Origin of the sequence: Microbulbifer variabilis ATCC 700307 (genome assembly GCF_000380565.1) — a bacterium.
Classification (GTDB): domain Bacteria; phylum Pseudomonadota; class Gammaproteobacteria; order Pseudomonadales; family Cellvibrionaceae; genus Microbulbifer; species Microbulbifer variabilis.
In genome coordinates this window covers 105,324-129,851 of record NZ_AQYJ01000026.1, presented here as the reverse complement: position 1 = coordinate 129,851, position 24,528 = coordinate 105,324, and the positions used below count along the sequence as shown (strand labels likewise).

Annotated in this window: 18 protein-coding genes; 8 read left to right on the top strand and 10 right to left on the bottom strand. The window is 44.2% G+C overall.

Going from position 1 to position 24,528, the window contains the following annotated elements; all coding sequences use genetic code 11:
• Nucleotides 1–118: 118 nt before the first annotated feature.
• Together G367_RS0111280 and G367_RS0111275 are read left to right on the top strand one after the other, a co-directional pair.
• Nucleotides 119–946, top strand: coding sequence for an SDR family oxidoreductase (locus tag G367_RS0111280; protein ID WP_020413238.1), 828 nt, complete (start codon nt 119–121; stop codon nt 944–946).
• A 455-nt stretch (nt 947–1,401) separates the two neighbouring features.
• Nucleotides 1,402–2,277, top strand: a complete 876-nt coding sequence (locus G367_RS0111275; RefSeq protein ID WP_020413237.1) for an SDR family oxidoreductase — start codon at nt 1,402–1,404, stop codon at nt 2,275–2,277.
• A 500-nt stretch (nt 2,278–2,777) separates the two neighbouring features.
• Here the strand turns inward: G367_RS0111275 and G367_RS0111270 are convergent, their stop codons facing one another.
• Nucleotides 2,778–4,520: a WD40/YVTN/BNR-like repeat-containing protein gene (locus G367_RS0111270; protein WP_020413236.1), complete on the bottom strand. Its 1,743-nt coding sequence runs from the start codon at nt 4,518–4,520 to the stop codon at nt 2,778–2,780.
• Between the two features lie 112 nt (nt 4,521–4,632).
• Here G367_RS0111270 and G367_RS0111265 point away from each other — a divergent pair, with 112 nt between their 5' ends.
• Both G367_RS0111265 and G367_RS0111260 read left to right on the top strand, forming a co-directional pair.
• Nucleotides 4,633–5,295, top strand: coding sequence for a hypothetical protein (locus G367_RS0111265; RefSeq protein ID WP_157533481.1), 663 nt, complete (start codon nt 4,633–4,635; stop codon nt 5,293–5,295).
• Nucleotides 5,292–7,265, top strand: coding sequence for an alpha/beta hydrolase family protein (locus tag G367_RS0111260; RefSeq protein WP_020413234.1), 1,974 nt, complete (start codon nt 5,292–5,294; stop codon nt 7,263–7,265). The genes G367_RS0111265 and G367_RS0111260 overlap by 4 nt, the downstream gene beginning before the upstream one ends.
• Nucleotides 7,266–7,556: 291 nt before the next feature.
• On the opposite strand, the gene csrA is transcribed toward G367_RS0111260, so the two are convergent.
• Nucleotides 7,557–7,745, bottom strand: a complete 189-nt coding sequence (csrA, locus tag G367_RS0111255; RefSeq protein ID WP_020413233.1) for a carbon storage regulator CsrA — start codon at nt 7,743–7,745, stop codon at nt 7,557–7,559.
• An 847-nt stretch (nt 7,746–8,592) separates the two neighbouring features.
• Between csrA and G367_RS0111250 the strand changes: the two genes are divergently transcribed.
• Both G367_RS0111250 and G367_RS0111245 read left to right on the top strand, forming a co-directional pair.
• Complete coding sequence (locus tag G367_RS0111250; protein ID WP_020413232.1) at nt 8,593–9,186, top strand: TetR/AcrR family transcriptional regulator; 594 nt, start codon at nt 8,593–8,595, stop codon at nt 9,184–9,186.
• 82 nt (nt 9,187–9,268) lie between these two features.
• Complete coding sequence (locus G367_RS0111245; protein WP_020413231.1) at nt 9,269–10,405, top strand: methyltransferase; 1,137 nt, start codon at nt 9,269–9,271, stop codon at nt 10,403–10,405.
• Nucleotides 10,406–10,553: 148 nt separating this feature from the next.
• Here the strand turns inward: G367_RS0111245 and G367_RS23700 are convergent, their stop codons facing one another.
• The 5 genes from G367_RS23700 to G367_RS25130 form a co-directional block, all read right to left on the bottom strand.
• Nucleotides 10,554–11,951 (bottom strand): amidase family protein, encoded by a 1,398-nt coding sequence (locus G367_RS23700; protein ID WP_020413230.1) that lies wholly within the window; start codon nt 11,949–11,951, stop codon nt 10,554–10,556.
• 203 nt (nt 11,952–12,154) lie between these two features.
• Nucleotides 12,155–12,658 carry a TlpA family protein disulfide reductase gene (locus tag G367_RS0111235; protein ID WP_020413229.1) on the bottom strand — a complete coding sequence of 168 codons (504 nt, stop codon included), beginning with the start codon at nt 12,656–12,658 and terminating at the stop codon, nt 12,155–12,157.
• Complete coding sequence (locus G367_RS0111230; RefSeq protein WP_020413228.1) at nt 12,658–14,766, bottom strand: TonB-dependent receptor plug domain-containing protein; 2,109 nt, start codon at nt 14,764–14,766, stop codon at nt 12,658–12,660. The genes G367_RS0111235 and G367_RS0111230 overlap by 1 nt, the downstream gene beginning before the upstream one ends.
• A 422-nt stretch (nt 14,767–15,188) precedes the next feature.
• Entirely contained in the window at nt 15,189–15,788 is a 600-nt protein-coding gene (locus tag G367_RS0111225; RefSeq protein WP_020413227.1) for a DUF4360 domain-containing protein, read from the bottom strand.
• 443 nt (nt 15,789–16,231) lie between these two features.
• Nucleotides 16,232–16,738 carry an ester cyclase gene (locus G367_RS25130; protein ID WP_020413226.1) on the bottom strand — a complete coding sequence of 169 codons (507 nt, stop codon included), beginning with the start codon at nt 16,736–16,738 and terminating at the stop codon, nt 16,232–16,234.
• 220 nt (nt 16,739–16,958) lie between these two features.
• Here G367_RS25130 and G367_RS0111215 point away from each other — a divergent pair, with 220 nt between their 5' ends.
• A complete protein-coding gene (locus tag G367_RS0111215; protein WP_157533480.1) occupies nt 16,959–18,245 on the top strand; it encodes a condensation domain-containing protein in 1,287 nt (428 codons plus the stop codon).
• 203 nt (nt 18,246–18,448) lie between these two features.
• Here G367_RS0111215 and G367_RS0111210 read toward each other — a convergent pair whose 3' ends face one another.
• On the bottom strand, nt 18,449–19,960 hold the full coding sequence (locus G367_RS0111210; RefSeq protein WP_040628755.1) for a lytic polysaccharide monooxygenase: 1,512 nt from the start codon (nt 19,958–19,960) through the stop codon (nt 18,449–18,451).
• 1,150 nt (nt 19,961–21,110) lie between these two features.
• On the opposite strand from G367_RS0111210, the gene G367_RS0111200 reads away from it, so the two are divergent.
• The gene (locus tag G367_RS0111200; protein ID WP_169337111.1) at nt 21,111–22,100 is read left to right on the top strand and encodes a right-handed parallel beta-helix repeat-containing protein; all 990 of its coding nucleotides are present in this window, start codon (nt 21,111–21,113) and stop codon (nt 22,098–22,100) included.
• Between the two features lie 86 nt (nt 22,101–22,186).
• Here the strand turns inward: G367_RS0111200 and ahpF are convergent, their stop codons facing one another.
• Complete coding sequence (gene ahpF / locus G367_RS0111195) at nt 22,187–23,737, bottom strand: alkyl hydroperoxide reductase subunit F (protein ID WP_020413222.1); 1,551 nt, start codon at nt 23,735–23,737, stop codon at nt 22,187–22,189.
• A gap of 75 nt (nt 23,738–23,812) precedes the next feature.
• Nucleotides 23,813–24,379 carry an alkyl hydroperoxide reductase subunit C gene (ahpC, locus tag G367_RS0111190; RefSeq protein ID WP_020413221.1) on the bottom strand — a complete coding sequence of 189 codons (567 nt, stop codon included), beginning with the start codon at nt 24,377–24,379 and terminating at the stop codon, nt 23,813–23,815.
• Nucleotides 24,380–24,528 lie beyond the last annotated feature (149 nt).

Genomic DNA, 24,528 nt, shown 5'->3' with positions numbered 1-24,528 from the left:
AGGCTATAAAGAATGATTTCGGTAAATAGCCTATGCCTGAAGGGGCGGTATAAATGCCGTATTTTTCAAACTCTATTTTATACCTTTGAGTACCGTTGACGATAATCCAGGAATCCCTATGAGCACATCTACTATCTTTCAACCGAATAATGTCGCAGTTATTACTGGTGGTGCCAGTGGAATAGGTTTTGCAGCCGCAAAGGCCCTATCAAAAAGAGGGATGAAGATTTGTTTAGCTGATGTTAACAAAGAAAAATTGGAAGAAGCCAAGCGCGCTTTACCAAGTGACACTTTAATAGTAGAAACCGATGTAAGTGATTTTAGCTCGGTACTGGCACTCAAAGATAAAGTTAAAAAAGAATACGGCCGTATTGATTTTCTTTTTAACAATGCAGGCACAGCTGTTAAAAATGGAAGCTGGGAGAACTTAGATGGTTGGAATAAGATCATCAATACCAACCTTTGGGGGGTCATTCATTGTATTCATGCATTTGCTCCCGAAATGATAAGTCAAAGCAGCCCATCGGTTATCGTTACAACTGGATCTAAGCAGGGAATTACCACTCCACCAGGAAATCCGGCTTACAACGTCAGTAAAGCTGCGGTAAAAGCCACCGCGGAGGCGTTACAGCACTCTATTCGAAATACTCCTGGAAGTCAGGTCTCATCCCACTTATTAATTCCCGGCTTCACCTACACGGGTATGACTGGTAGCTCTAGTAAACCTGATGGCGCATGGACTGCAGATCAAGTGGTTAGTTTTATGTTGGAGAGCGTCGAGCGTGGTGATTTTTACATTCTTTGCCCAGATAATGACGTAGATCGTGAAACTGATGTTAAACGTATGAGATGGGCTATGGGGGATATCATTAACAATCGCCCACCACTCTCTCGTTGGCACCCCGATTACCGCGAGGCATTTGAGGCGGAGATGGGTAAACAGTGAGAATACTATTTTCCTAGTAGGAAATATAATCAGAATTATCTAAATGGAATGCAGGTAGGATTTAATTCAATTTTGTAATTGTTTAAGTCCTATACCTGTATGGTACTAGATAACTGCTTTTAAGGTTTTCATTCCTTAGACTGGTTTTTCAAAAATATCGTATGTTTTTCTTATTCGGCACGATATGTCTGGCTATTTGCTTACTAAAAATTAGACAAAAGAGCTGATAGATAACCAATCCGGCTCTTTGTGCTGAAGTCCTTTTTTCTTAATTTTTTAAAAACTCCCTGATTGAATATCTGATCAATAGGGGTGGCTTATAAAGCCTTTTGTGTACTGATTTTTTAGCTATTGTTTTTGTTCAGTACTATATACATAAAATTAATTCTATTGATGCGCGTACAAGTTTTAATCTTTGCAGCAGCTGATGTGATGAAAAATTTAAGGAGACAATCATGACTCAAACAGCGCTTATTACTGGTTCAAATAGTGGTTTCGGTTATCTCATTGCCAATACACTTGCAAATAATGGCTATAAAGTAATCGGCACCATGCGAGGTCCAAGTGGCCGCAATGCTTCTGTAGCCAATGAGCTTATTGCTAAAGGTATCGTTGTCGTCGATATTGATGTAACCGATGATGAGAGCGTCGCCAAGGGTATTGCTCAAGCAACTAAAGAAGTCGGTCCAATTGATATATTAATTAATAACGCGGGAGTCGGTACGCTCGGGTGGCAGGAGAGCTTTACCATCGAGGACTTTAAAAAGGTTTTTGATATCAATGTTTTTGGCGTTCAGCGTTTAATACGTGCAGTGTTGCCGCAGATGAAACAACGCCGCAGTGGAACTCTCATTCAAATATCAAGCATTTTAGGCAAGTTCGTATTACCTTTTCTTGGTTCTTATAATGCCACCAAACATGCGGTAGAAGGAATGGCAGAGAATTATCGCGTAGAGCTGGCGCAATTTAGTATTCAATCTTTAATTGTTCAACCAGGCGGATTTGGAACCGATTTTGGCTCAAACCTGTTAAGAGCAAGTGATAAAGAAGTGGCTGCGAGTTATGGTGAATATGCAGATGCCCCTGAGCAAATGTGGGCCGGTACTCAGAAGGGCCATGAATCAGAGGATGCCCCCAGCCCGCAATTGGTTGCAGATGCGGCTCTGAACTTACTGAAGACGGAGCCTTCAAGTCGACCGTTTCGAACAACTGTGGACGGTACTGGATTGAACCCTACGATCGAAAAGATCAATCAAGTGACCGAAGAAGCAATGCAGGAAATTTATTCAGCATACGAAATGGGTAATTTATTCCAGCTTAAAAAGTACTAATCTGTTCAAGGTGTAGTAGCAATCTTATGTGCTTGTACAGATATAAAGGTACCTTATATTTTATATATTTAGATTTCACATGCTCTTAAATGTGCCTTGGATTTTTATCGCAGATAGTAAAAGCCCAATTATTCATACAGCCATTAGTACTGAACGGAAAATACTATTAAAGAGGCGCTGTACGCTATTAGATTTCCTGAGATAGAGGGGCGGAATAGTAAGCAATCTGATTTCAATGGGTATTCAGAATTACTATGGATAGAAGTGCATTGGCCTGCAGCCGGTATTCCTTTTCTAGAGCTAAGCATATCATTTACTGTGGAAGTCTGGGCGGAGTTTGGCATCTGGTAAAGTGAAACCTTGTGCAAATTAGGCTAGCCATTGAAGTGTGTAAATGAAAAATTACTAATTCAATAGTATTTAGGGGTGATGCACGATATAGGCTATTTTTAACTTAATATGGGTGAGCATATAAAATACCAATGCTCACCCATATTTTGCTAGAAATTATCCTGTTGTCTTACCTGATGCCAATTGGCTCCAAAGTCAGTTGACTCATAGAAGTCCCCATTAGCACCATCACAGGATACCAACAGGCGGTCGGCAATCTGAGGGACTATAGAGGTACAATAGTCTGTCGGCGGTTCATTTTCGGTTGCCACCCAGCTCTCCCCACCATCGGTGGTGGTTAGGATTTTGACTTCAGTATCACGAGTTCCACCAGAAAAGCTATTTAACGCAAAGCTTACAATAGCAATAGCATCATTTTCATTGGAGAACCAGGGAACGGATCGGAATGTAAAGCTCTTTTTACGACATGAGTTTTTTGGAGATTTATTATCCGGGCAGCTTCGGATATAGGTTGTTATTTTATTCTGAGCGCCATTTTGGTCGATTTTATGATAGGTTGGCTTTCCACTCAATGACCAAAAGCCAGCTTTTTCAATACCTAGCTGAACAGCACCAGCATCAATAATTGCTGAAAATTCAAAGTCATTAACAGATCTTTCGATCATCCAATTGTCGGGGTTATAAATGAAAATTTCGCTATTGATTGTCGCAAATACGGTATTTTCGTAGATTGAGTGGTTACGGATATTTATATAGTTCTGCCCATTGAGTTCAAATAGTGTTGTGTTGTATATGTGGCGATCTATTTTTTTTGAGTGAGCCTGTTTGTTTTTTATTTCAGCTTCTAATCTATGATCCCATCTTTTACTCGAATTAGTGGAATAGCGGTTAATTAGTCTCCATTGTACATCTGAACCAGATACGGCGCCTCTTAGAATATCTAGCTCAAAGTCACGAGCAACCAAAATCTCGATTTCTCCTGTATCAAGCATTCTTAAATGCTCTACATGAGAGTTGTGCTCTAGTGATATATCTAGCCAATCCCCAAAAGCTGGACGCCAGAAAAGAGCTCCTTCACTACCCCCTACCACCAGGTCACCATTTTTATTTTGAGCGATGGCGGTTAATTCATGATTAGTGTCAACAGCATCAAGCTCCCACTCTCCTTCAGAGGTCCGCTTGATAAATACACCAATCTTTCCTAGAAAATAGATAGAATTGGCCGGCGAAACATACTGCTCATTGTATGTCACAGGATTCTGTGCAATAGATATATACGTTGATTCACGTTCCTCATCATTTTCATCAACATGCCATCCATTAAGTACCTCAGGGTTGTACTTAAGGAATGGGAAGTATTTCGTAAGCACTTCACCTTTCTCTGATTCTGGGGCTCGAATCAAGAGGTCAAGATACCTATCACCTTGAGGTTTCGGATAATAGATTAGTGTGCCGAGGTCTGTTACCTCTCCCTGGTTTACGGAGAAGGTTCCCAGTTTTTCATTTGCACTGACAAAGCGGCTATACCATCCATTACCATTGGCGTAAAACGCTCGAATGCTACTCAGAGAGTAGTTTCCAGGTTTGACATAGGAGGCAAATACGGTCGTGCCATTTAATTTTGGCTTTGCGGCTAGGAGGCGCTCCGGCTTTATTGACTTTGACTCATTCAGGTTTTCAGGGTTGATTGTAAGCTGATTAAAGGGTAGGGGGTTACCTGAGGCATTGATGATCCGAGCGACTACGATACCCTCTTGATCATTAATAGGAGTGCTCTCTTCCAGAGCAGGCAGTATATTAACCTGCCCCGCACAGCCCTGTATAATTATTGTACAGGTCAAAAGTATAAGTGGGTAAAACTTTATACATCTGAAGGGTTTTATCCCGGGCATATTACTCTCCATAATTTTGGTCGATGCCTGCTAATTGTATTGCAACTAGCTCTAAGATAATATTCTCAGCCGTATCATTCATTTGCAAACCTGAACTTATGGAAGCGGTATCTTGACGCAAAATCTGGAGAATAAAAGGCTGGTAGAGTGTAACTCAGGCCGAATGGCCCTCTTTTTAAAGAGTGCCATTTTTACTGCGCTTTTTTTATCGGAGTCAGTAATTGCAAGAACTCTATCACTGGTATCTTATGAAAATCCACCTGATTTGGGAAGTAGGCAGGGATATGTACTGGTGAAGCTTGATGTGGATGGAACGGCGCCTTCGATCGAATTTTTTAAATTGTATTCCAACGGAAGCACCTACTTAGAAAGTGGGAAAAAAACCAGGCTGAGAAAAAATAACCGTTACCATATCAGCCTAAAGGGTAAGCCCTCAGGCTATTACTTAATGGCTATCCCCTCAGGCCTTTACCAAATTACTCAAATTAATGCACCTTATTTTAATCTTCCATACAAGCTAGATACGTCTAGTCGACGTACTTGGCGTTTTCATGTGGAAGCAGAAAAGACCAATTACATTGGCAGCCTGTTCATAGGTAAGCAGAGAAAATCAGATTCGATTGAAGTTTATTTAAAAAATCGTATAGCAACAGATTTTAATGAAATCCAAGCATCACTTGGATCGTTAACTGAGTTATATCCTCTAGTGTCTGGCACGGGAGTACAAGATGTGTTCTTTAATAGTTGGCAGGGTCCGCTGGAGGTAGAGCAGTGAAGATTGTTTGTCAGCTAATTCAATTAGCTTTGTTGAGTTTCATAGTAAATGTTGGGTCGGCAGTTGCGATGCCTGCTGAAACTTACTTTAAGCCCGTTGAAACTATGACGGCTCAGATTAGTCCTGATGGGAAGTTTGTAGCCTCTGTAGCTCAGGGTGATGAAAGTCAGAAGTTGGTTATTTGGAATAGTGTGGATGGATCTAAGAGAACATTGATTGACCTGAAAGCCTTAACACCTAGGGATGCGTCAATCCGATTCATTCGCTGGATCGGTCCTAGATATATTGTTGCGCAATTTATGGAGTTAAAAAAAGGTGTTAAAAATTTACTCGATACCAAGCCTGCTTATCGTTTATTGGTGCTCGATGTTTTAGGTTCTAAAAGTTTACCGCCAAAAGTATTTGAGGTGAAAACATCAGGTTGGTTAGTTCATGCCTTACCGGATGAGCCTGGGTATTTTCTATACGCCAAGAGTGGGATTTACTCCAAGGTATACAAGATAGACGTATCAAAACTGAACTTGCTTAACCAGAAAGCGAGTAAGCTTGTACGAAAAGATGGCGGTCAATTTACAGCTCAGAATGAAGTAGCCTCGGTTAAGGGCTTTGCCGCACGATGGTTCTTTGACCTGTCAGGTCAGCCAGAATCTGCTCTGTATTTCGATGAAGGGAAGCTTCACCTAAGTAGGATTGCCGATGGTATTTCTTCAACTCCAATAAAGAGTTGGACGAAAGAAGAGTTAGAGGAGAAGCCATCTGCAGGTGAAAAGTATGGTGTTCTTATTCCGGTGTCTATTAGCCCTGAGGATGGTGCTTACTTTTGTCTGGATACAACTGCTGAGAAAGATCGTACTGTTTACCAGTGTAATTTTTCCACTGGGGAAGAAAGTGTAGTTTACCGATCAGATAGCTATGATATTGTTGATCTGATTATAGATGAATCAACGGGTGCGTTAATTGGTGTAAAAGTTGTTAGAGATGGAAAGCTTGAGTATCAATATATAGATGAAAGCATACAAGTAAACGATGGCATGACCAGTTTGCTGGAAACAACGGTGGGAGCAAGTATCGATAATACTGTAAAGCTTTACTTTAGTGAGACCCACGATCAGCCTGGACGCTATTTCATCCGAAAACAAGGGCAGAAATCTGATCAGCTTGTTGCCTCTAAGTTTCCTCATTTAGATGGTCGGCTTGAGAGTCGTCAATTTCATGACTGGATTCAAGTAGAGGGAATAGATATTCCTTATGTTTTGAATATGCCGAAGGGAAACGGGCCATACCCTCTTATAGTGATGCCACATGGTGGCCCATTGGGTATTTTTGATCATCAGTATTTTGATTATTACACGCAGTTCTTTGTGGCGAATAAATATGCTGTTCTTAGAGTGAATTATCGAGGATCGAGTGGCTATTCAGCTGAACTGGAAGAGGCCGGTATTCAGCAGTGGGGTAACTTGATGCTTGAGGATATTTATCAGGCTACAAAGGTGGTTGGCGCTCGTAAGGATATTGCGTCTTCACAAATTTGTGCAGCAGGGGTGAGTTATGGTGGTTATGCAGCATTGATGATGGCTATTAAACATCAACAATTATTTCGCTGTGCAGTTAGTATAGCTGGTGTTACAGATGTTAACTTATATCTTAACTCCCCTTACACATCAGAGGCTCAAACTAAGTGGTTACAAGAGAATGTTGGTGACACTGTCAAAAATTACGATCTCTTGAAGGATATCTCTCCAGTATACTTGGCTCAAGAACTTAGTCGCCCAGTGTTTATTATTCATGGCGAGAAGGATGAGGTTGTCGATATAGAGCATATGCATCGTATGCATATGATGTTGAGTAAATTTAATAAAGACTATGAGTGGAAAGTTTATCCAGATATGGCTCATGGCCCTGCTGATAGTGAGCATCACGTAGCTGTTTTTAGCTCAATTATCGAATTCATAGAAAAAAATATGAAGTGAATTATCATTTTGATGGGTTTCTAGGGTGTGTCCTAATTATTCTGTAATATCTTTTTAGCAAACTAGAATAGTTTCTTTCGATGAAGAGTGATTTCTGTACCTGACCAATTCACGGCTGTCCCTTTGTCGATATAATGTACTCTACGGTATGGCAGTAACTCCCCTTACTGCCTAAATTCTATTGATTTTCAAGTTATTTCATTCTCTGCTAGTACTAGTAGTAATTTAACTATTTAGGTTAATGTGGGGATACCCAGCAGGTTGGGGCTTCCTTGCTGGGGGCGTAGGGTTTCACTGACTGCTATTACTTATTCCCTTTCCTTGTTTAATGCGTCTATAAATTTCTTCACGGTGCACGGGTAGGGATTTGGGGGCATGTATTCCTATCTTTACTTGATTCCCCTTAACCTCTAATACTGTGATAGAGACATTTGTTCCAATTCTTAGGTTTTCGCCAGTTCGGCGCTTTAAGATCAACATATTCTTTTCCTACTGATACACATACTATGATTAGGCATTCCGTAACGGAAAGGCTTGAAGGGCGGTGTTTGCAGGAAATTTGAGGTGGGGCACGGGAACGGTAGGCGTAGAAAAAGAAAAGGCAGGCAATACGCTCCCAGAGCTTGGGGAATCGCTCCAAGCTGCTGAATGTACTCCACTTCATTGAAGACGAGCGGGTTTCTAGCGTACTATGCATGTAGCCACTTTGATAGTCTCTGTATCAATTTGGTTAGCTGGCCCCTGGTGTTCCCGCACCTTGGGTCAGCGCCTTTTACTTTCTCTTATGTCACGCTACCGTTCTCCTATAGGGAAATGGGTTATTTGAAAAAATCTTGGGCCTTTTACTTCTGAGCTATTTAGCAATAGAAGCCTGTTGAGTTGCGGCCCTAAATATCGATAAATATCTACTAATTCTACGCAGCTTTGACACTAAAACAAACTTAATAAAATCCAATAAGATTATTTTCGTGCCTATATTTTGTTCTTTTCAGTTGGATAAATCTGATTTTCCTCTTAAGAATTTCGGATTAAATTCGCGTTCTTTATAGATTCCTGTGTTAACCAGCCCCCGATGATTTATCAATTACGAGCATCTGGATGACTTAGGGTTTGTCTGTATGAATGGGCGCGCTAGTGACAGACTGGTTATTCAATTGGAAGGCGTATATGGGGAATCAGATTGTTCCTGATTTTCTGTAAAGTCCTCTTATGTAGTAAAGCTCTCAGTGTTCGTACAAACCCCTTATATTGAACAATAGTCATTCTGGAAGGTGGCGCTATACCCTGTTAGCCTCCATTGGATTGTGAATCGGGGACGGTAAGGAATATGCGGGAGTCGGATGTTGCCAATCGGTTGATAGAGGCGGCACGGGAGTGCTTTTTAAACGATGAGTACCACCGGGTAACCACTCGCCAGATTGGGTCTAAGGCGGGCGTGGCGGTATCAATGATCCGGTATTACTTTGGCAGTAAGGATGGCTTATACGAAGATATGATTCGTCAAACCTTGCTCCCCCTGATTAATGCGGTTGAGCAGCTGAGCCTCGATGGCGACTGGGATTTCGGTGACTTCTTCGATCTCTACTATGCCACAATGCAGAAGAATCCCAGGTTTCCAGCCCTAATCTTGAAGGTTATGGCACTTAATGAAGGGCCAGGAAAGAATGTTATTCGCCAACTTTTAGAGCGGGGGCGCCAGCGGGGTGCCAGGAGATTGGCGGAAATTCAGGGCGCTGAACCTTCGGACACTGGCATTGAATATGATTTGCTCAGGATAGCGTTTGTCAGTCTTGCCATGTTACCCATGCTGGCCAAGCCAGTTCTCGAGGAGCAAATGGGCCAGGAAATGGGGCCTGAGTTTTTAAAGCAGCTTGCCGATTTTAATGGCCGAATCCTAAAGGCTGGTTTACAAAATATGTAACCTTTTAAGTCTCTGTTTGTAATCACAGAGATGTTTCTTTTAATGGCTATTTTTATCGGATATTTGTTTCTGAGGAGTTCTTATGCCCGGGTCTATGCAAAAGAATAGGATTTCTAACTGGATCTTTCAGAGGGTTTCCAATGCGGTTTACAGTTTATGTAATATTCCAAACCGCCTGATGCCGCCTCCCTTTCGTTTGATGCAAATAGGATCTTTATTTTGGCAGTCTCGTTGTTTATACGCTGCTGCCTGCCTCAATGTTGCTGATCATATTGAAGATAAAGCCATTTCAATAGAGAAGTTGGCGGATTCTTGCAATGCTGACAAACAATACCTCTATCGATTGATGAGAATGCTCTGTGCAATGGGGGTCTTTAAAGAAGGGGAATCGAAATATTTCTCCCATAATAGAAATTCAAGGGTGCTTCGTACCAACGCTGACAACAGCGTAAAGAGCATGATCCTGATGCATAATTCACCTGAATTCAGTAGGCCATGGTTTACCAATTTTGAGGGGCATATCAAGGAGGGCAGTGTACCTTTTGAAGGTGTGTATGAGCGGGAGATGTTTGATTATATGAATGATCACCCGAAGGTTAGTGATCTATTTTCCGATGCAATGGATACTGTTGATCACCTTACCAGTTTACAATATTTGCAAGACTTTAACTGGGCAAATTTTGGTCGAATTATTGATTTGGGCGGCGCAAAGGGCAGTAAAAGTGCGAGTATCCTTTCTTCGTACAAACACTTGACTGCAGTTATTGTTGATAGGAGCAATGTAGAATCGACTGCGCGAGAGTATTGGCATACTCACCTGAATGATATTGTTAGGAAACGATTAGACTTTTATCCTGCTGATATCCTAAATGACCCACTTCCAAATGCAGTAAGTGATAAGGACATCTATTTGTGTGTGGCTATTTTTCACTTGCTAAATGATACCAGGGCTAAAGAGCTTTTGAAGAATATTCACCGGGCGATGGGTGAACACAATGCGACTTTAGCTATTGTTGATGCTGTACTGCCGGAGAAAGGGGCAGATCTCAATTTAGCGGCAATGGATATGCAGATGCTGATGGGAACACAAGGGCGTGAACGAACGGTCAGTGAGTGGAATAAGTTGTTTGTTCAGACTCCTTTCTACTTGGCTGAGACTGTCAGTGTGCGGTCTTTTGCTAAGGTGATGGTTTTAAAGCAAAGAGAGGAGTTAAAGTGAGCTGTCAGTAATTAAAGTGAGCTATCAATAATTGAGACATCTCTAATGTGGCCCCTATTCGACAGCAGGTATGTACCAATTGCCTGTAGAGATTTATAAAGAGATTTATAAGGAGTAAGTATTAATAGGCTAGGTGGGGCCTGAAATTTCACTTCAGGCCATTCGACACCAGTGGTGGTATCTGAAGCTCAATTTCCTTCGCTATGGCGAGAAGTGTTAAGTCTGCGCCGGGCACTCCATCCAGTTCCAGACCTACCGGTAAGCCATTATTACCCCGTCCAATAGGAATGCTTATTCCGGGAGCACCGGTGACTGCTGCTGTGGCATTGTTGTGTATGAGTGTATCCAGAGTCGGAAGCATTTTTCCGTTCAGTTCCAGTTGGTTAGATGACGTGCTAATGGGTTGAGCCTCGATCGGTGCTGTTGGGAATACAATCACGTCTAGTTGGTGCTGCCGGATGAATTTCAGGTAGCTGTCGCGTACTCCAGGCATTCTCTTTAAAGCGGTCTGATAGTCGGCATTTGATGGTGCCTTGGGGCCCATTACTGACTCCTGATAGACAGCCTTTACATCTTTACTTTTGATCATTGCAACCAACTCAGCCAGTTGGGTATTAGGCTGGTAGCTCGCCAGGAATTGGGTCATAGCGGTTTTCATTTGATGAAATCCGATAGGAAACCCAACATCAAGGACTGCACTCACTAATGAGGATAAGTCGATTTCTACTAAGGTGGCTCCCGCGGAGCTAAGGGAATGTAACGCAGCTTTAAAAGCTTGGTATACACCTGGTGAGAGATTATCAAATAGCGGGTGGGCAAGCCCCAGGCGCAGCTGATTGAGTGGCTTTGCCTGGGGTGGGGCAGACCCGGTTAATATTTCAAACAGATAGGCGGTATCCTCTACGTTGGCAGCCATGGGGCCTGGGGTATCAAACGCTGGCACAGAGGGCACTATTCCCTCGGTGCTCAGGCAGCCAGTGGATGGCCGAAAGCCCACAATTCCTGTGAGGGCTGCTGGCAGCCTGATTGAACCGGCGGTATCCGTGCCCAGGCCTGCAGATACGATCCCGGCGGCAATGGCTGCTGCTGTTCCCCCGGATGAACCACCTGGAAAGCAGCATTTGTCCCAGGGATTCCTGACGGCGCCATAGGCGGTGTTATTAGAGGTTACGCCGAAGGCGAGTTCGTGCAAATTGGTTTTTCCAATGACGATAGCTCCGGCCTTCTCTAGATTCTCAATTATTGGGGCAGAAGCCTTGGCCTGGAAGTTCATACCAGGCGTGCCGGCAGTCGTTTGCATACCTCTCACATTCATATTGTCTTTGACGACGATGGGAATACCAGCAAGAGGCCTGTTATTGCTGCCTTCTTTCAGCTCGTTATCAATGCGCTGTGCTTTCTGTAATGCGCCTTGCCTATCCAGGCAGATAAAAGCATCCAGCTCTGAGTGGGCAACCGCATTATCGCAGGCTTCTTCAATTAAGGATGTCGCTGTGATCTTTCTTTTACGGACCATCTCAGAAAGCTGGCGTAGAGATGTTGTCATGGTTTGGCTTACTGGCGGCTACTAGTTAACCTGGATATTAGAGTATTCACGGTGGAGTATTAGCGTAAGCATCATTTTCACTGGAAATATTTCTTCTCTCGAAAATCAGCGCCGCGCATCTAGTTGGGCAGTTAATGGAAAAAGCTCGATTGTTTTTCTATCTACCCCTGTGCTTTACCAGGGACAAAATTAAATCATTCAATTTATGACGTTTTTTGAGAAGTATTACCACAGGTAAAACCAAAGCTTTGTTCCAGGATTGGCTGCAGTTGCTCATCAGGAATATAACCCCTGAGCCAGCGCAGTGGCTTGCCATTGGGTGCTATTAGAAAACTGAAGGGGGTGCCGGGAGTTTCACCCAGCACTTGCTGGAGTTTTCGATTCACCTGGAACATGGGAAATTCCGGGCGCAATTTTCGATACTCAGCCAATAGTGCTTTGCGCGATCCGTTAATACCCAGGGCAAGTGGCTGGAACTGTTGTGAACACTTGTGTGTAAGCCGGTTGAGTGCTCGAACCTGACGAAAGCACCAGGGGCAGTCGGGTTCTACCAGTACCATCAGGCTTGGCTTGTCTTTGAAGTGCTGCAAGTTGATACGCTCAGGCCCGGCAAGGCTGCGCAATTCAAAATCGAATAGGGAAGTGGGAACTTCAGTCGCGCCAGTTGGCGCGAACAGAAGTGTGAAGAGTAAGAGCCAAGCTCGCATTACAGGTTCCAGTCGAAGCCCAGGTAGAATTCACGGCCGCGCAGGGGACCATAGATATAGGCTACGTCATAGGCACCACTGGCATCCCAGAACAGAGGGGTTTCCCCTTCCTCGACCTGGGTGTAATCCGTGAGATTGTTGCCGCCCAGATACAGACTGAGGTTTTCACTCACATCAAAGGTCAATTTCATATCCAGTGTCCAATAGGCGTCTGCGTTTGTGCTCTTAAGTGTGGAATCGCCCAGCTGGTTAAAGCCTTCGTAGCCAAATTCAGCCAGGTCATGAGATCCGATCCAGGTGGCGCTAGCGTATAGCATCCAGTAATCGGCTTTGTAATCCAGATTGAATAGCGCACGTTGCTCCACTGGGGCAATGGCAAAGGATTCCCGGAAAACATCGTCGTAATCGTAGGTCTCCAGAGTGCCGCCAATAGATAGATTGTCGTTCAGCGCATAATTGAGAGTAATGTCGGCAGCACCTACAGAGGCGCTTTCCTGCATTTGGGTAAGCAGCGGTACCCCGTCCTCGGTTTCACTTAATGCCGCGAGGTTGTCTACTTCGGTAAATGCCAATGACAGGGTACTGTTAAGGCGCTCTCCTTCGAAGCTCAGCGCATAAGTTGCAGATAGAGACTTCTCCAGACTTTCAATGTCGATGGCAAAGCCATCTCCGGCATCCAGGATGCCGTGATCCGTTTCGAAAAAGGATAGGGGGGCTCGGTAGCCTCGCCCCAGCGCTACGCGGGAGGTCCATTGATCGTTGTGCAGGTAACGCAGGTCTATACGCGGGGCCACCACAGTTTCATCGATCTCAGTACCGGGTTTTTGCTCGGCGACGAAATCGGCTTTGGCATTATCCAGGCGTATGGCTAGTGCCAACTCAAGATCTGGTGAGACTGTCCAGGTATCCTGCAGGTAAAGGCCGGTAGTTTGGTAGTCGAAACTATCTTCGATGTAGTTGTCGCTTTCCGCCTCCGCAGCAGAGTCGGAGCGCATGGATTCATCGCGAAGGTCGACACCAAACGTCAGCATATGCTGGTCGTTCAGGATCAGGTTGTTGCGCAGGTCGAAGTAATTGAGCGTGTCGGTAGCGCTGTAGTCGAACCCCTCGTAAAAGGAGTCCTGTTTATGCTCAGACCAGGCAACTGTCAGCAAAGTGTTATAGGACTCGTTAAATTCGTGTAGCCAGCTGCCGGAAATTTCACTGCGGGTGGTGGCTATCCATTCGGTGGTTTCCCAAGGTTTACCGATATATTGCTGTCGCACATCGTCGTCGACAAATAAGTGGTCAGACTCCACACCATCGTATCCGTGCAAGACTGAGCCAATGCTGTCTTCCTGGGGTCCACCAAAAATATTGGAGTCGGTGTAGGCCGTGCGAAGGATCAGGTTGTCCCTTTCGCCCAGGTCTTGCGAGAGACGCACGACGTAACTGGTATTTTCCTGTAACGGTGCTTCGCTGACGCCGTTATCATCGTTGTCCATCTGGTGATGTTTGTCATCCTGGATGACCAGCGATGTGCGGGTGCGTTCATCATCGCTCAGATAGCCTGCCATCAAGCCAAGAAAATAACTGTCGTTGTCCTCCATGGAGGCATTTATATTGACGCCAGTTTCTTCTATCTCCTTGGAAATCACATTGATGGTTCCGCCGATTGCTTCGGGTGCCAGCAGTGATGCGCCAGCACCGCGGGCCACTTCGATACGTGAGATGCCGGTGGTGGCCAGTGCATCTACCGCGTAGTAGCCAGCCATCATCGTGTGTAAGGGAACGCCGTCGGTGAGGATGGTGGAGTGCTCCCCGCGCATACCATTCAGCATTACCCGCTTGACGCCGCACATAGAACACTCATTGGAAACCCGTACACCGGGGGATTTCTCAATGGCATCCGTCAGGTTTACCGCTTGTTGGGACTTGATCAGGCTCTCGTCTACGACTTCAGTTTTCTGTATGGCGTCCAAAAGGGCGCCGCGTTCATACAGTCGCTGGCGGACACCTATCACTAAGGTCTCCTCCATTACAGCGTTTTGTCCGGAAGGCGCGTCATCGGCAAAGGAGGCAGGGATTGCGGAGCAGAGGGTGATGGCGATCAAGCTTTTGCGAAACATGGGTTGATTTCCCAGAAGTGAACTTTTCTCATATGGTAATGATTCGCATTTGCAAATCAAGTGGGCAATGGTGGTAGTTTTGGTGTCTTGGGGATTGGAGCGGGCGGAGTATGATTAGAGCCGGGCAGGTAGCCTGTTATTCAATGATTAAAAGTGACCGAAATTTAGAGTGAGGCCGCTTACATAAATTCAGGTCTGCCTAGCCGGGATGGCTGAGCCTCTATTGAAGGGAAAAAGTATATAGCGATTACCTATCTTTCTGGCTTTGCTGAGCTGAGTCACTCCGTATGTCTGAATGATTAATCTTTAATTAATTGCTGATATTAATATTGCCAAGCTGGTTAAAGAGGCCGTTTTTATTATTAAAATTTTTTGTACTCCCCACCTTACAAAAAGTGGGGAGTGACAACAGTTGCCCTTAATTACTCATCGCAAGGAACAATTTGTATATTCAAAAGCAACTGTGCTCCAACATCGGCAGAGCGTAAAGAAAATAAACTGTCAGCGCCGATTACTGTTGCAACGGTATCTGCTCTCGCAATAAGGGCCTCCCCATCGCACCCGGAATAGTAGGCAAATGGTGGGCGATCATTGAGGACAAAGTTCTCAAACCCAGAGCTATTCCAGTTATTGTCATGGCTTGGACCTTGGCTGCCAGAGAAAAAGTACTCTCGGTGGAAGTTGATATGTGACCCATCGGCAGAAAATACCGTGCCTCGCCAATCAATATCCAGTATTCCTACTGAAAATCCAGGTTCCACGCTCAAAGGCACCGCCAAGTTACAGTCAGAGCTGGCAATTGGGGTTACAGAGTTTGTAACTGCGCTGTACTTACTAAATAGAATAGCGATATTTTCGTTGTTATCTGTCGCAGTGGCTGTTACAGATCCTACGGGACAGCCGGTACCGTTAACAGCGATTTCTCCAATTTCAATTTGCTGCCCATCAATGAGCAATGTTTTTGCCAGAATTGGACCAGAAAAAACTGAACAAAGTGCGAGTGCTAGAAGTTTTTTAAACATTGATACTCTCCATTCCGTGAAAAGTTAAGAGGCCTGATCTTTATAAATCCTGTATGTGACATCTCGATTAATTGTTCTGTTTATAAAAGCTCCTTCTAGATTATTTGCCTCACACTGTAAAATTAAGATTTTTAATGTCAATTAATTACAGATGTAATTATTGGTGGTGGTTTAAGTTTGATTATATTTGTGGGCGGGGTCACGAATGAATTCAATGATAATCAATTAACGTGATAGGTCAGTGAGAGGGGTTGATCTAGGTATTGTGTGAGAGTTACCGGAGGAATCCTTGATAGTGTGTACAAGTTAGTGGTGCGCTATTTTTGTAACAGTAATGTTTCTATCGAATAATTTTTAAAGTAGTTGTTATAAATGGAATGCCCTGGCATAAGCTTGCCAGGGCTTCGAATAAGTTAACTACTTTCCAGTAGACTGTATGGCCACTATTTCAAAATTCCGATTTGCTTCAAGAAGGCATATTTATCCCATGTGACCCAGGTTTCTACAATTTTTCCATTTTCTATCTTGACAAACTCTACACCGTCCCAAGTGATAGTTTTATTTGTTGGAGTCTCACCCATAAATGAGCCGACATGCTTGGCACTGAGGGTCGCATGAGTGGCAACCATATTACCTTCGGCTACCTGCATGGTGTTGAGCAATTTCAAGTCTTTAAATGCGGCACGAAATTTGTCAACTTCGGCTAGAAACTCTTTCATATTCCGCTTTTGCGATTCAATTCCTGTGCCAACCGCAGAGTCAAGGTTGTTTATATAATTAGGTGCAAATATTGTGGATGGATCGATTTTTGAGTCACTTTTCCAAAAATCAATAGCATGTAAAGCAATTTTCTTGTTCTCTTGTAGGTTGTCAGATTGTGCAATAACACTGGTGGGGCCAGTGAGACAAAGAAGTATTGCCAAGGCTACTGGAAATATGTGTTTAGGCATAAAATCCTCCTGTCAATTGAATAAGTAATTCGATACTAAGTATGAGTGCTAGCGTAAATTGCGCCATCTAAATTGCACTCTGTCTGAGGAGATCTTGACGATCTAGTAATGGTTTCGGCATTTATATGGAATTATTCTGAATAACAGTGAGTAGATGATTAAGCGGGTGACTGCCTAGAGCAACGGTATATCAGTATTCTTAATGCTTGGTGTGTTTTTTATGAGTTTAGAGCCATTCTCGAGGGAGCTTGGTCCCCAAGAAGCACTATTTGTCGAGATGACCAGGCTGTCTCACGGCGGCTTGCAGTTTGTGTCTTTTATAAGGGTTTGCGAACCCTTAAAGGTAGGCCCTCTACGCGAGGGGTTGGCTTACCTTCATAAACGCCATCCACTTCTACGTGCTCGTGTGAAAAGGGGGGAGCGTCTGCGCTGGATTTGTGATGTCGACTTTAGGGATATCCCTCTGGAGATATGCCACCTAAAGAGCGACTTAAACCTTGAAGAAGCGTTTAAGACCCATGCGCTGAACTGTCTGGATAGTGAAAAATATGTATACAGTTTGAGGTTGTACCTTAATAAAGAGGGGCTGGTCGAGTGGGTTTCTATGATCAATATTCATGCAGTACTCGATGGCAGGTCAATAATGACACTGTTCTCAGATTTAGATAGATTTCTTCGCTCTAACACAAACCTTGAACAAGTCGAATCTCTGCCCCTACAGGAAAGCATAGCGAGCCAATTGGAAGCTTCTGGATATTTTGGAGAGGAAGAGCTTGAACATAAAAGCAAAGGAGATTTCAGCTGGGCAGTAGAGAAAGAAGCCGCTCCCTCTGAACGCAAGGCCTGTGCCATCTCATATCTCATGCCGCCGGAAAAGATTGATTTGCTGGCCCAGCTGGCTAAAAAAAACAAGGTAAAACTTACTGCGGTTTACTGCGCCATAGCATCAATTGCTGCAAGAGCTATACCTGGTTACAAAAAATTAACAGAAGTTATTCTGGCTATGGATGCACGAGGATTGTGCAGTCCTAATATACCTTTCGATCATATCGGCTCATTTTCAGAAACTACCAGTTTGGCTCTTCCTCCCAATGTTGTCTCAGCTGATATTATCGATGTTGCCGGAAGTTTGAATGAACAGATTGACGCTGTGCTACTCAAGCAGAGACCGATGACAAAAAATCTAAGTTCTGATTACAACATGGAAGACATAACCCGTATGGCTGCTGAAGTTACAGCGCAACAAAGCTCTTTCCCGGCAGGCATTATTGTTTCAAACGTGGGGAATATGCGCTTTTTAGCAGATGAAATACGATATTTTGAAATACAGAAGCCAATGATTACATTAACTAATGGCATAAATCCGCTAATGGTAGTCAATTATACGACCTACCGAAACTCGGTTTTTATTTTTGGCTATTGTGAACCTTTGATAAGTAAGGAAAGTATCTCTAAGTATATCGATGAGTATATGGATATTGTTAATGAGTTAATCTCAGGTGGTTGATCTTCAATCAGCTAGGGCAGGGCGTCTAGAAAGAACTTATCGGCTCTATTTTGGCTCCTTTTCTAAAGATTTTTAGGAGTAGGAGCGCCTAGAAATTTCCAATACCTTCACTAAGTAGCAAGTTAGAAAGAGTTAAGGGGGCTTGTGTCAATTGTCACAAGCCCCCTAGGGGTTAATAAAGTAAAAGTTACTTGTTGGGTGGCTTAGCGCCACACTCCCCATTGCCCGGTTGTGCCAGGTTCTTCACCCCTGGTCCACCATCCAGCAGTCCATGTTTGGCCATTGTGGCTTACCTGATCACCTGCGGTGTAGATCTGGTTGCTGTCCCAAGCTTGAATATTGGGATCAGTAGGATCAGTAGGATCAGTAGGATCAGTAGGATCAGTAGGATCAGTAGGAGATGAAGGTTCAACTACAAAGGAGTAGACCTCGTCATCCGTAGTAGAGTTACTGCTTACCGTTAATTTGAAGCTCAACTCATGATGTTCATTAGTTAAGCTTGACGTATCAATTACCAGTGCACCACTAGGTCCGGTCGCTGTTTCAACAGGGCTTCCACTTACTTGTGACCACGCGGTATCAGTGATATCTCCTGTGCTTTCTCCCGGTGAGAGTACCAGTAAATCTCCGTGCTCCACCTTTGCTATGTCGAGAGGTTTTAAAACCTTGGGCGTGATAGCGGCTATTAACTCGCTTCCATTACTTGTGATAGTGAACTCGCCGGAAGCGCGAGAATCTTTGGAGTTGAAATAGTTTCCATGTAAATCACCCTGGAAATACATGTAGTGGTTCATCTCCTCATGCCAGCGGCCGATAAAGACATTTCCATTGTGATTTGATTGATACCAGCCGGTAACCTGAGAGGCGAGCAGTCTATCCCAATCATTTTTATTGTCTTCGGTAATTGCCAGTGAAAATGATGAATGTTCCTCACCATTTTTATTGAATACCTTATAATTGACGGTGTCACCTACATCTACCGAATCGATATTAATGTCTTCTGGAATAAAGGTGTTGCCCTGGATGAGGTATGGCTCCGTAGTACCGGGATCAGGTTCGGTAGGCGGCTCAACATCACCATTTACAATGGTGATATCACTACAGTTGTAGAAGCCTTCACCCGCTGCATCTTCTCGCTGCCAGCGTACAAATAAAATTGCATTACCCACTCTATCTTCTGGAATAGTAACATTCATGCGATATTGACTATTCACAACAGGCACATTTCCCACCTCCTGGATAAGCTCCAGGTCATCCCAAGCAAGGGGTTGCGAAAGATCAGCGTTTGGTTTTGTTAGGAAAAATTGCCAGAAAGATGGGTTGTGTGGTGCTGTTGCGTGAAATACGTACTCGAAGGTTCCCGCACTGACTTCAACCCGGGTCCAGGCTTCAGTTGCTGCACCCATGCCCTTTTTCTGGGGGTCATTGGCATAACATAGAGTCCCATCAGGAATGGCATTTTTTACGGCTGTAAAATTATTGTAGTCAGGGATGTTGATAGAAAATTCATTGTGCTGCTGGAAAGGATAAGATCCAGAAATAGTTTTTGCCAGTGCGCAAGCGGGGTTAGGTGGTGTTCCAGACCAGATGTTTCCCTGGTCATAGCAAATTTTTTGCCTGGCCTTTGGATATTCAGACCAGCCATGAGCTTGAACCTGCATACTGAAAGGCATTAGTAGCATTGTTGCAATGGCACATTTAGTTCTTAGTAGCATGAAATTACTCCAGGTTTCTATATGTTTTTTAGGCCCGTTTTTCTTAGATGAATAAAAATATTCACGGTTATGGTTGAACTGTTAGCAAGAAAATCTTGCTGTTTGAGCGGCTCCGTTAAAAGGGGTTAATTCGGCCTGTTTGGCATTTTAAAAATAATTTCTTAGCATAAACTGTGAAGCAAGTTGGCTTTTCTTTGCCTTGGAATCTTTTTTACTGTGTCATGGATTTGTAGAAAAAAATTCTTGGATAAATTTATGAACTCGTTCACTTACACTAATTGAACTGACCCTCAGCTAGGGTGAGGGTTCCCTTTGATAGATTAATTTTCAGTTTTTCTGTCTGTTTTCTAGAGATGATAGTGAGGATTAACTTCACTTTTAGGCATATCGCGACACCGTTATCCGTCATCAATCAATTGGGGAGGGTAAGGAGGGAGGGAAAAGTTCTGCCGTCTATGGTTAATTTAGATATATGTGCCGAAATATCTATATTCGGGTATGAGTCTCACTTACTGGGGTAATGGAAAACAAAAATATAGATTTATTCGCTTGAAATGAGTTTGCTGGCGTTTCCGGCTGAAGCAAATAGAGATAGGTTTTATAGGGACCCGTTCTCGCTTTAACTGTGATCTGATGTTTTGATTGACCAGTTTGGTGAAATTCTCTAAGGGTTGTTGGTCTAGATTAAGAAGTCTAATTGAACGGAGTTAATTGTTTTAACGATGTGCTTTATGTTTTACTATCATTCCGTATGGTCCAGATTCGATTTTATATGTTATTCCATCACCGTTGAGATTATACTTATTTTATAAGCGGTGAAGTTTTGGCTGTCATAAGATGCTCCTTATAAAGTGAAGTCTTCAATTCGTATTTTGCTGCGTAATGATGTTTTTTGTGACGTTATAAATTTAGGATGATCTTCTTGTATTTATTCCGATTTGACGCTTTTTTATTGGGCGGGTTTCAGGGTATGTCAAACATACAGGTCATACATGTAGAAGCAGAATAAAAACCCTCGAATTCAGAATAAAAAATATATGTAGGTAATAATCTTCCAGGTGTTTTCAATCTACGCTGCTAGAACCCCCCTATGGGGTTACAGACGGATTTTCTTTGGCGCTGAATGCCTTATCTATACAGGGAGTTAATTATGAATCTGAAGAGTTTAAATCTGGCAGCGGGTCCTATATTTTCTTCTCTTATGGCGTGTGGGTTTCTTGTGCCCCACCAAGCGTTTGCGGTTGAATGCGGTGATAGAATACTTACACCGACATTTCTGACAGAGGAGTTGCATTGTCCTCTAACAGTTGATAGCCCATATGCGCTTACTATCGTTGGGCCTTCTGGGTATTTAAGGATGCTCGGTGAAGGCAAGATAACTTGCGATAATTCTCTAGGTGCTGGAATCGCTGGGGTATTGGTAGAAGGTCTCTCTTCATTTGTAGCTGGCGGTGCAGTTGACTCTTGCCCTACAGGAATCATTTTAGAAGGGGTTGGTTCGCATTCCATTTTGAATACAAAGATTAGTAACTCAACATCGGATGGGGTTGAGGTAATAAGCGATTTTAATTTCATCTCTGGAAGTGAAATAATCGGTTCAGGGCCAGGATCTTCAAGTACAGGAGTGGCAATCACTGAAGGGGGAGAGTATACAACTATTAGCAGTAATTTTATAGATGACAATGGCATAGATGGTATAGCTGTTCGTGGTCAAAATACACTGGTGACGCTAAATGAAATAGTTAATAGTGGTGTTAATGGATTATTGATAAATGCAGAAAATACCACGGTAACCAATAACTTTATCAGTTTTAATTTAGATGACGGTATTGATATAGAGACTGGCTTCAACACAATGTCAGGAAATGTTATCAGGGAGAATGGAGAGGATGGTATTGATGTGGATAATGTCGTAACCGGGAATTTAATCAATAATAATTATGTTATAGATAGTGTTGAGTTGGGGATTGCTATTGAGACAAATGCAGTAGGAAATACGATCAAGGATAATACGGCGCAGGGCAGTGGCATGTTCGACTTAATTGACGTCACAGAAAATGCTTTCTGTACCAATCAGCTGAATACCTGGGAAAATAATACAGCTGATACCTCAAGCCCTGACTGCTTGAAGGGCCTGTAAGTTATTCAGTCAATTGTTGGCCAATGCATAATGCTTTTTTACTGATTAGGGACCAGCTTTTTGCTGGCCCCTATTAATTATTATCATTACTCAACTGAAGATCGAATTAAGTAATCAAAAGCGCCCAGTGCGGCTGTAGCCCCTGCACCCATTGAAATTACAATCTGCTTGTAGGGTACGGTAGTGGCATCACCAGCGGCGTAAACGCCGGGGATAGAGGTTGCTCCGCGCTCGTCGATCACAATCTCACCCATAGGGTTCATCTCTATATCGGTTTCCTTAAGGAATTCCGTGTTCGGTACCAGGCCAATCTGCACAAAGACGCCGGCCAGATCGAGCTTTTTGCTCTCGCCTGACTCTCGGTCAGTGTAAGCAAGGCCGTTGACCCTGTTGCCATCGCCCAATACTTCCGTGGTTTGTGCATTGACAATAATATCGATGTTGTCCATCAGCTGTGCTTTGCGTACCAATACTTCATCTGCACGCAGTTTATCGGCAAATTCTAGTACGGTGACGTGTTCAACGATTCCGGCAAGATCGATGGCTGCTTCGATACCGGAGTTGCCGCCGCCAATAACCGCTACGCGCTTGCCTTTAAAGAATGGGCCATCGCAGTGGGGGCAGTAGGCTACGCCCTTGGTGCGGTATTCTGCTTCTCCAGGAACGCCCAGCTCTCTCCAGCGTGCACCCGTGGCCAGTATTACTGAGCGGCTGGATAGGGTGGCGCCACTTTGTAGTTCAATGTCTACCAGCTCGTTGCGATGTAAATTTGCTGCGCGCTGGTCGGTAACAATATCTACACCATATTCTTTAACATGCTGCTCCAGGCTGGCTGCGAGCTTGGGGCCCTCGGTGTAAGGTACAGAGATAAAGTTCTCAATACCAACAGTGTCCATCACCTGGCCGCCAAAGCGTTCGGCTACCAGTCCGGTACGAATGCCTTTACGTGCGGCGTAGATGGCTGCCGCTGCGCCCGCCGGCCCGCCGCCAACTACTAGAAGGTCGTAGGGGGCTTTTTCATTCAATTCTCCAGCTTTGCGTTCTGCGGAGCCGATATCCAGTTTGCCGACAATTTCTTCAAGGGACATTCTACCCTGGCCGAAATGTTCGCCGTTTAGGTAGACCGCAGGTACGGCCATGATATTGCGTTGCTCAACTTCCTTCTGGAACAGCCCACCATCGATCATCTCGTGGGTGATGTTCGGATTAAGGGTGGCCATCAGGTTCAGTGCCTGAACAACATCCGGGCAGTTCTGGCATGAGAGGGAAATGTAAGTTTCAAAGTGAAATTCACCTTCCAAGTTACGCACTTGCTCCAACAGCTCGGGATCCACCTTGGAGGGGTGGCCACCAGCTTGTAGTAGCGCCAAAACCAATGATGTAAATTCGTGGCCCAGGGGAATGCCGGCAAAGCTTACACGGGGTTCCTCTCCAGCAGGGGCGATAGCCATGCTTGGTGTGCGCCTGGCCTGGCCCTGTTGTGCGGTAATCTTGCTAGAGAGCCCGGAGATTTCATCTACCAGGGTTTCCAGTTCTTTTGATTTTTCGCTGTTATCAGTGGACACACGAATCTCGATCGGCTTGACGATATTCTGCAGGTAAGTGTCCAGTTGTTTTTTCAGGTTTGCGTCCAACATCGGTGTGTCCTTTCTCTAACTAGTTCAGATTGGTTGTGGCCCACCGGTTGGTGGGCCGGGTCAGAGGTATTTGGTTTAAATTTTTCCTACCAGATCGAGGGAGGGCGCTAAGGTCTCTTCACCTTCCTTCCACTTAGCTGGGCAGACCTCCCCGGGATGAGCGGCGATGTACTGTGCTGCTTTGATCTTGCGCAATAGCTCGCTGGCGTCGCGGCCAATTCCTCCGGCAGTTATCTCGACAATCTGGATACGGCCTTCGGGGTCGATCACAAAGGTGCCGCGGTCAGCGATACCTTCCTCTTCGATCATCACTCCAAAGTTACGAGTGATGGTGCCTGTGGGGTCGCCAATCATGGGGTATTGAATCTTGCCGATAGTGTCGGAAGCGTCGTGCCAGGCCTTGTGAGTGAAATGGGTATCGGTGGATACGGAGTAGATCTCCACTCCCAGTTTCTTGAACTCTTCGTAGTTATCCGCCAGATCACCCAGTTCGGTGGGACACACAAAGGTGAAGTCTGCGGGATAGAAGAAGAACACCGCCCACTTGCCCTTTACATCGGCGTCGCTGATATCGAAGAAGTCGCCGTTCTGGTAAGCCTTGGCGTCAAAGGGCTTTAGTTGGGATTCGATGTAACGTGACATGGATAACTCCTTACTCATCACTGTCTTGTCAGTCGTTGTTTGGGGAACGGGATCTATACTATTGAATCGTATTCATTGATAAAAATTATTAATATATATGTATGTGATAAAAATTTTTAATTTATCTGCATCTTCTGATAGCTGGGGGC

What these genes read in the sequence shown, in the direction of transcription:
- G367_RS0111280 (WP_020413238.1), top strand. Translation starts at nt 119, where the DNA reads ATGAGCACATCTACTATCTTTCAACCGAATAATGTCGCAGTTATTACT.
- G367_RS0111275 (WP_020413237.1), top strand. Translation starts at nt 1,402, where the DNA reads ATGACTCAAACAGCGCTTATTACTGGTTCAAATAGTGGTTTCGGTTAT.
- G367_RS0111270 (WP_020413236.1), bottom strand. Translation starts at nt 4,520, where the DNA reads ATGCCCGGGATAAAACCCTTCAGATGTATAAAGTTTTACCCACTTATA.
- csrA (WP_020413233.1), bottom strand. Translation starts at nt 7,745, where the DNA reads ATGTTGATCTTAAAGCGCCGAACTGGCGAAAACCTAAGAATTGGAACA.
- G367_RS0111250 (WP_020413232.1), top strand. Translation starts at nt 8,593, where the DNA reads ATGCGGGAGTCGGATGTTGCCAATCGGTTGATAGAGGCGGCACGGGAG.
- G367_RS0111245 (WP_020413231.1), top strand. Translation starts at nt 9,269, where the DNA reads ATGCCCGGGTCTATGCAAAAGAATAGGATTTCTAACTGGATCTTTCAG.
- G367_RS23700 (WP_020413230.1), bottom strand. Translation starts at nt 11,951, where the DNA reads ATGACAACATCTCTACGCCAGCTTTCTGAGATGGTCCGTAAAAGAAAG.
- G367_RS0111235 (WP_020413229.1), bottom strand. Translation starts at nt 12,658, where the DNA reads ATGCGAGCTTGGCTCTTACTCTTCACACTTCTGTTCGCGCCAACTGGC.
- G367_RS0111230 (WP_020413228.1), bottom strand. Translation starts at nt 14,766, where the DNA reads ATGTTTCGCAAAAGCTTGATCGCCATCACCCTCTGCTCCGCAATCCCT.
- G367_RS0111225 (WP_020413227.1), bottom strand. Translation starts at nt 15,788, where the DNA reads ATGTTTAAAAAACTTCTAGCACTCGCACTTTGTTCAGTTTTTTCTGGT.
- G367_RS25130 (WP_020413226.1), bottom strand. Translation starts at nt 16,738, where the DNA reads ATGCCTAAACACATATTTCCAGTAGCCTTGGCAATACTTCTTTGTCTC.
- G367_RS0111215 (WP_157533480.1), top strand. Translation starts at nt 16,959, where the DNA reads ATGAGTTTAGAGCCATTCTCGAGGGAGCTTGGTCCCCAAGAAGCACTA.
- G367_RS0111210 (WP_040628755.1), bottom strand. Translation starts at nt 19,960, where the DNA reads ATGCTACTAAGAACTAAATGTGCCATTGCAACAATGCTACTAATGCCT.
- G367_RS0111200 (WP_169337111.1), top strand. Translation starts at nt 21,111, where the DNA reads ATGAATCTGAAGAGTTTAAATCTGGCAGCGGGTCCTATATTTTCTTCT.
- ahpF (WP_020413222.1), bottom strand. Translation starts at nt 23,737, where the DNA reads ATGTTGGACGCAAACCTGAAAAAACAACTGGACACTTACCTGCAGAAT.
- ahpC (WP_020413221.1), bottom strand. Translation starts at nt 24,379, where the DNA reads ATGTCACGTTACATCGAATCCCAACTAAAGCCCTTTGACGCCAAGGCT.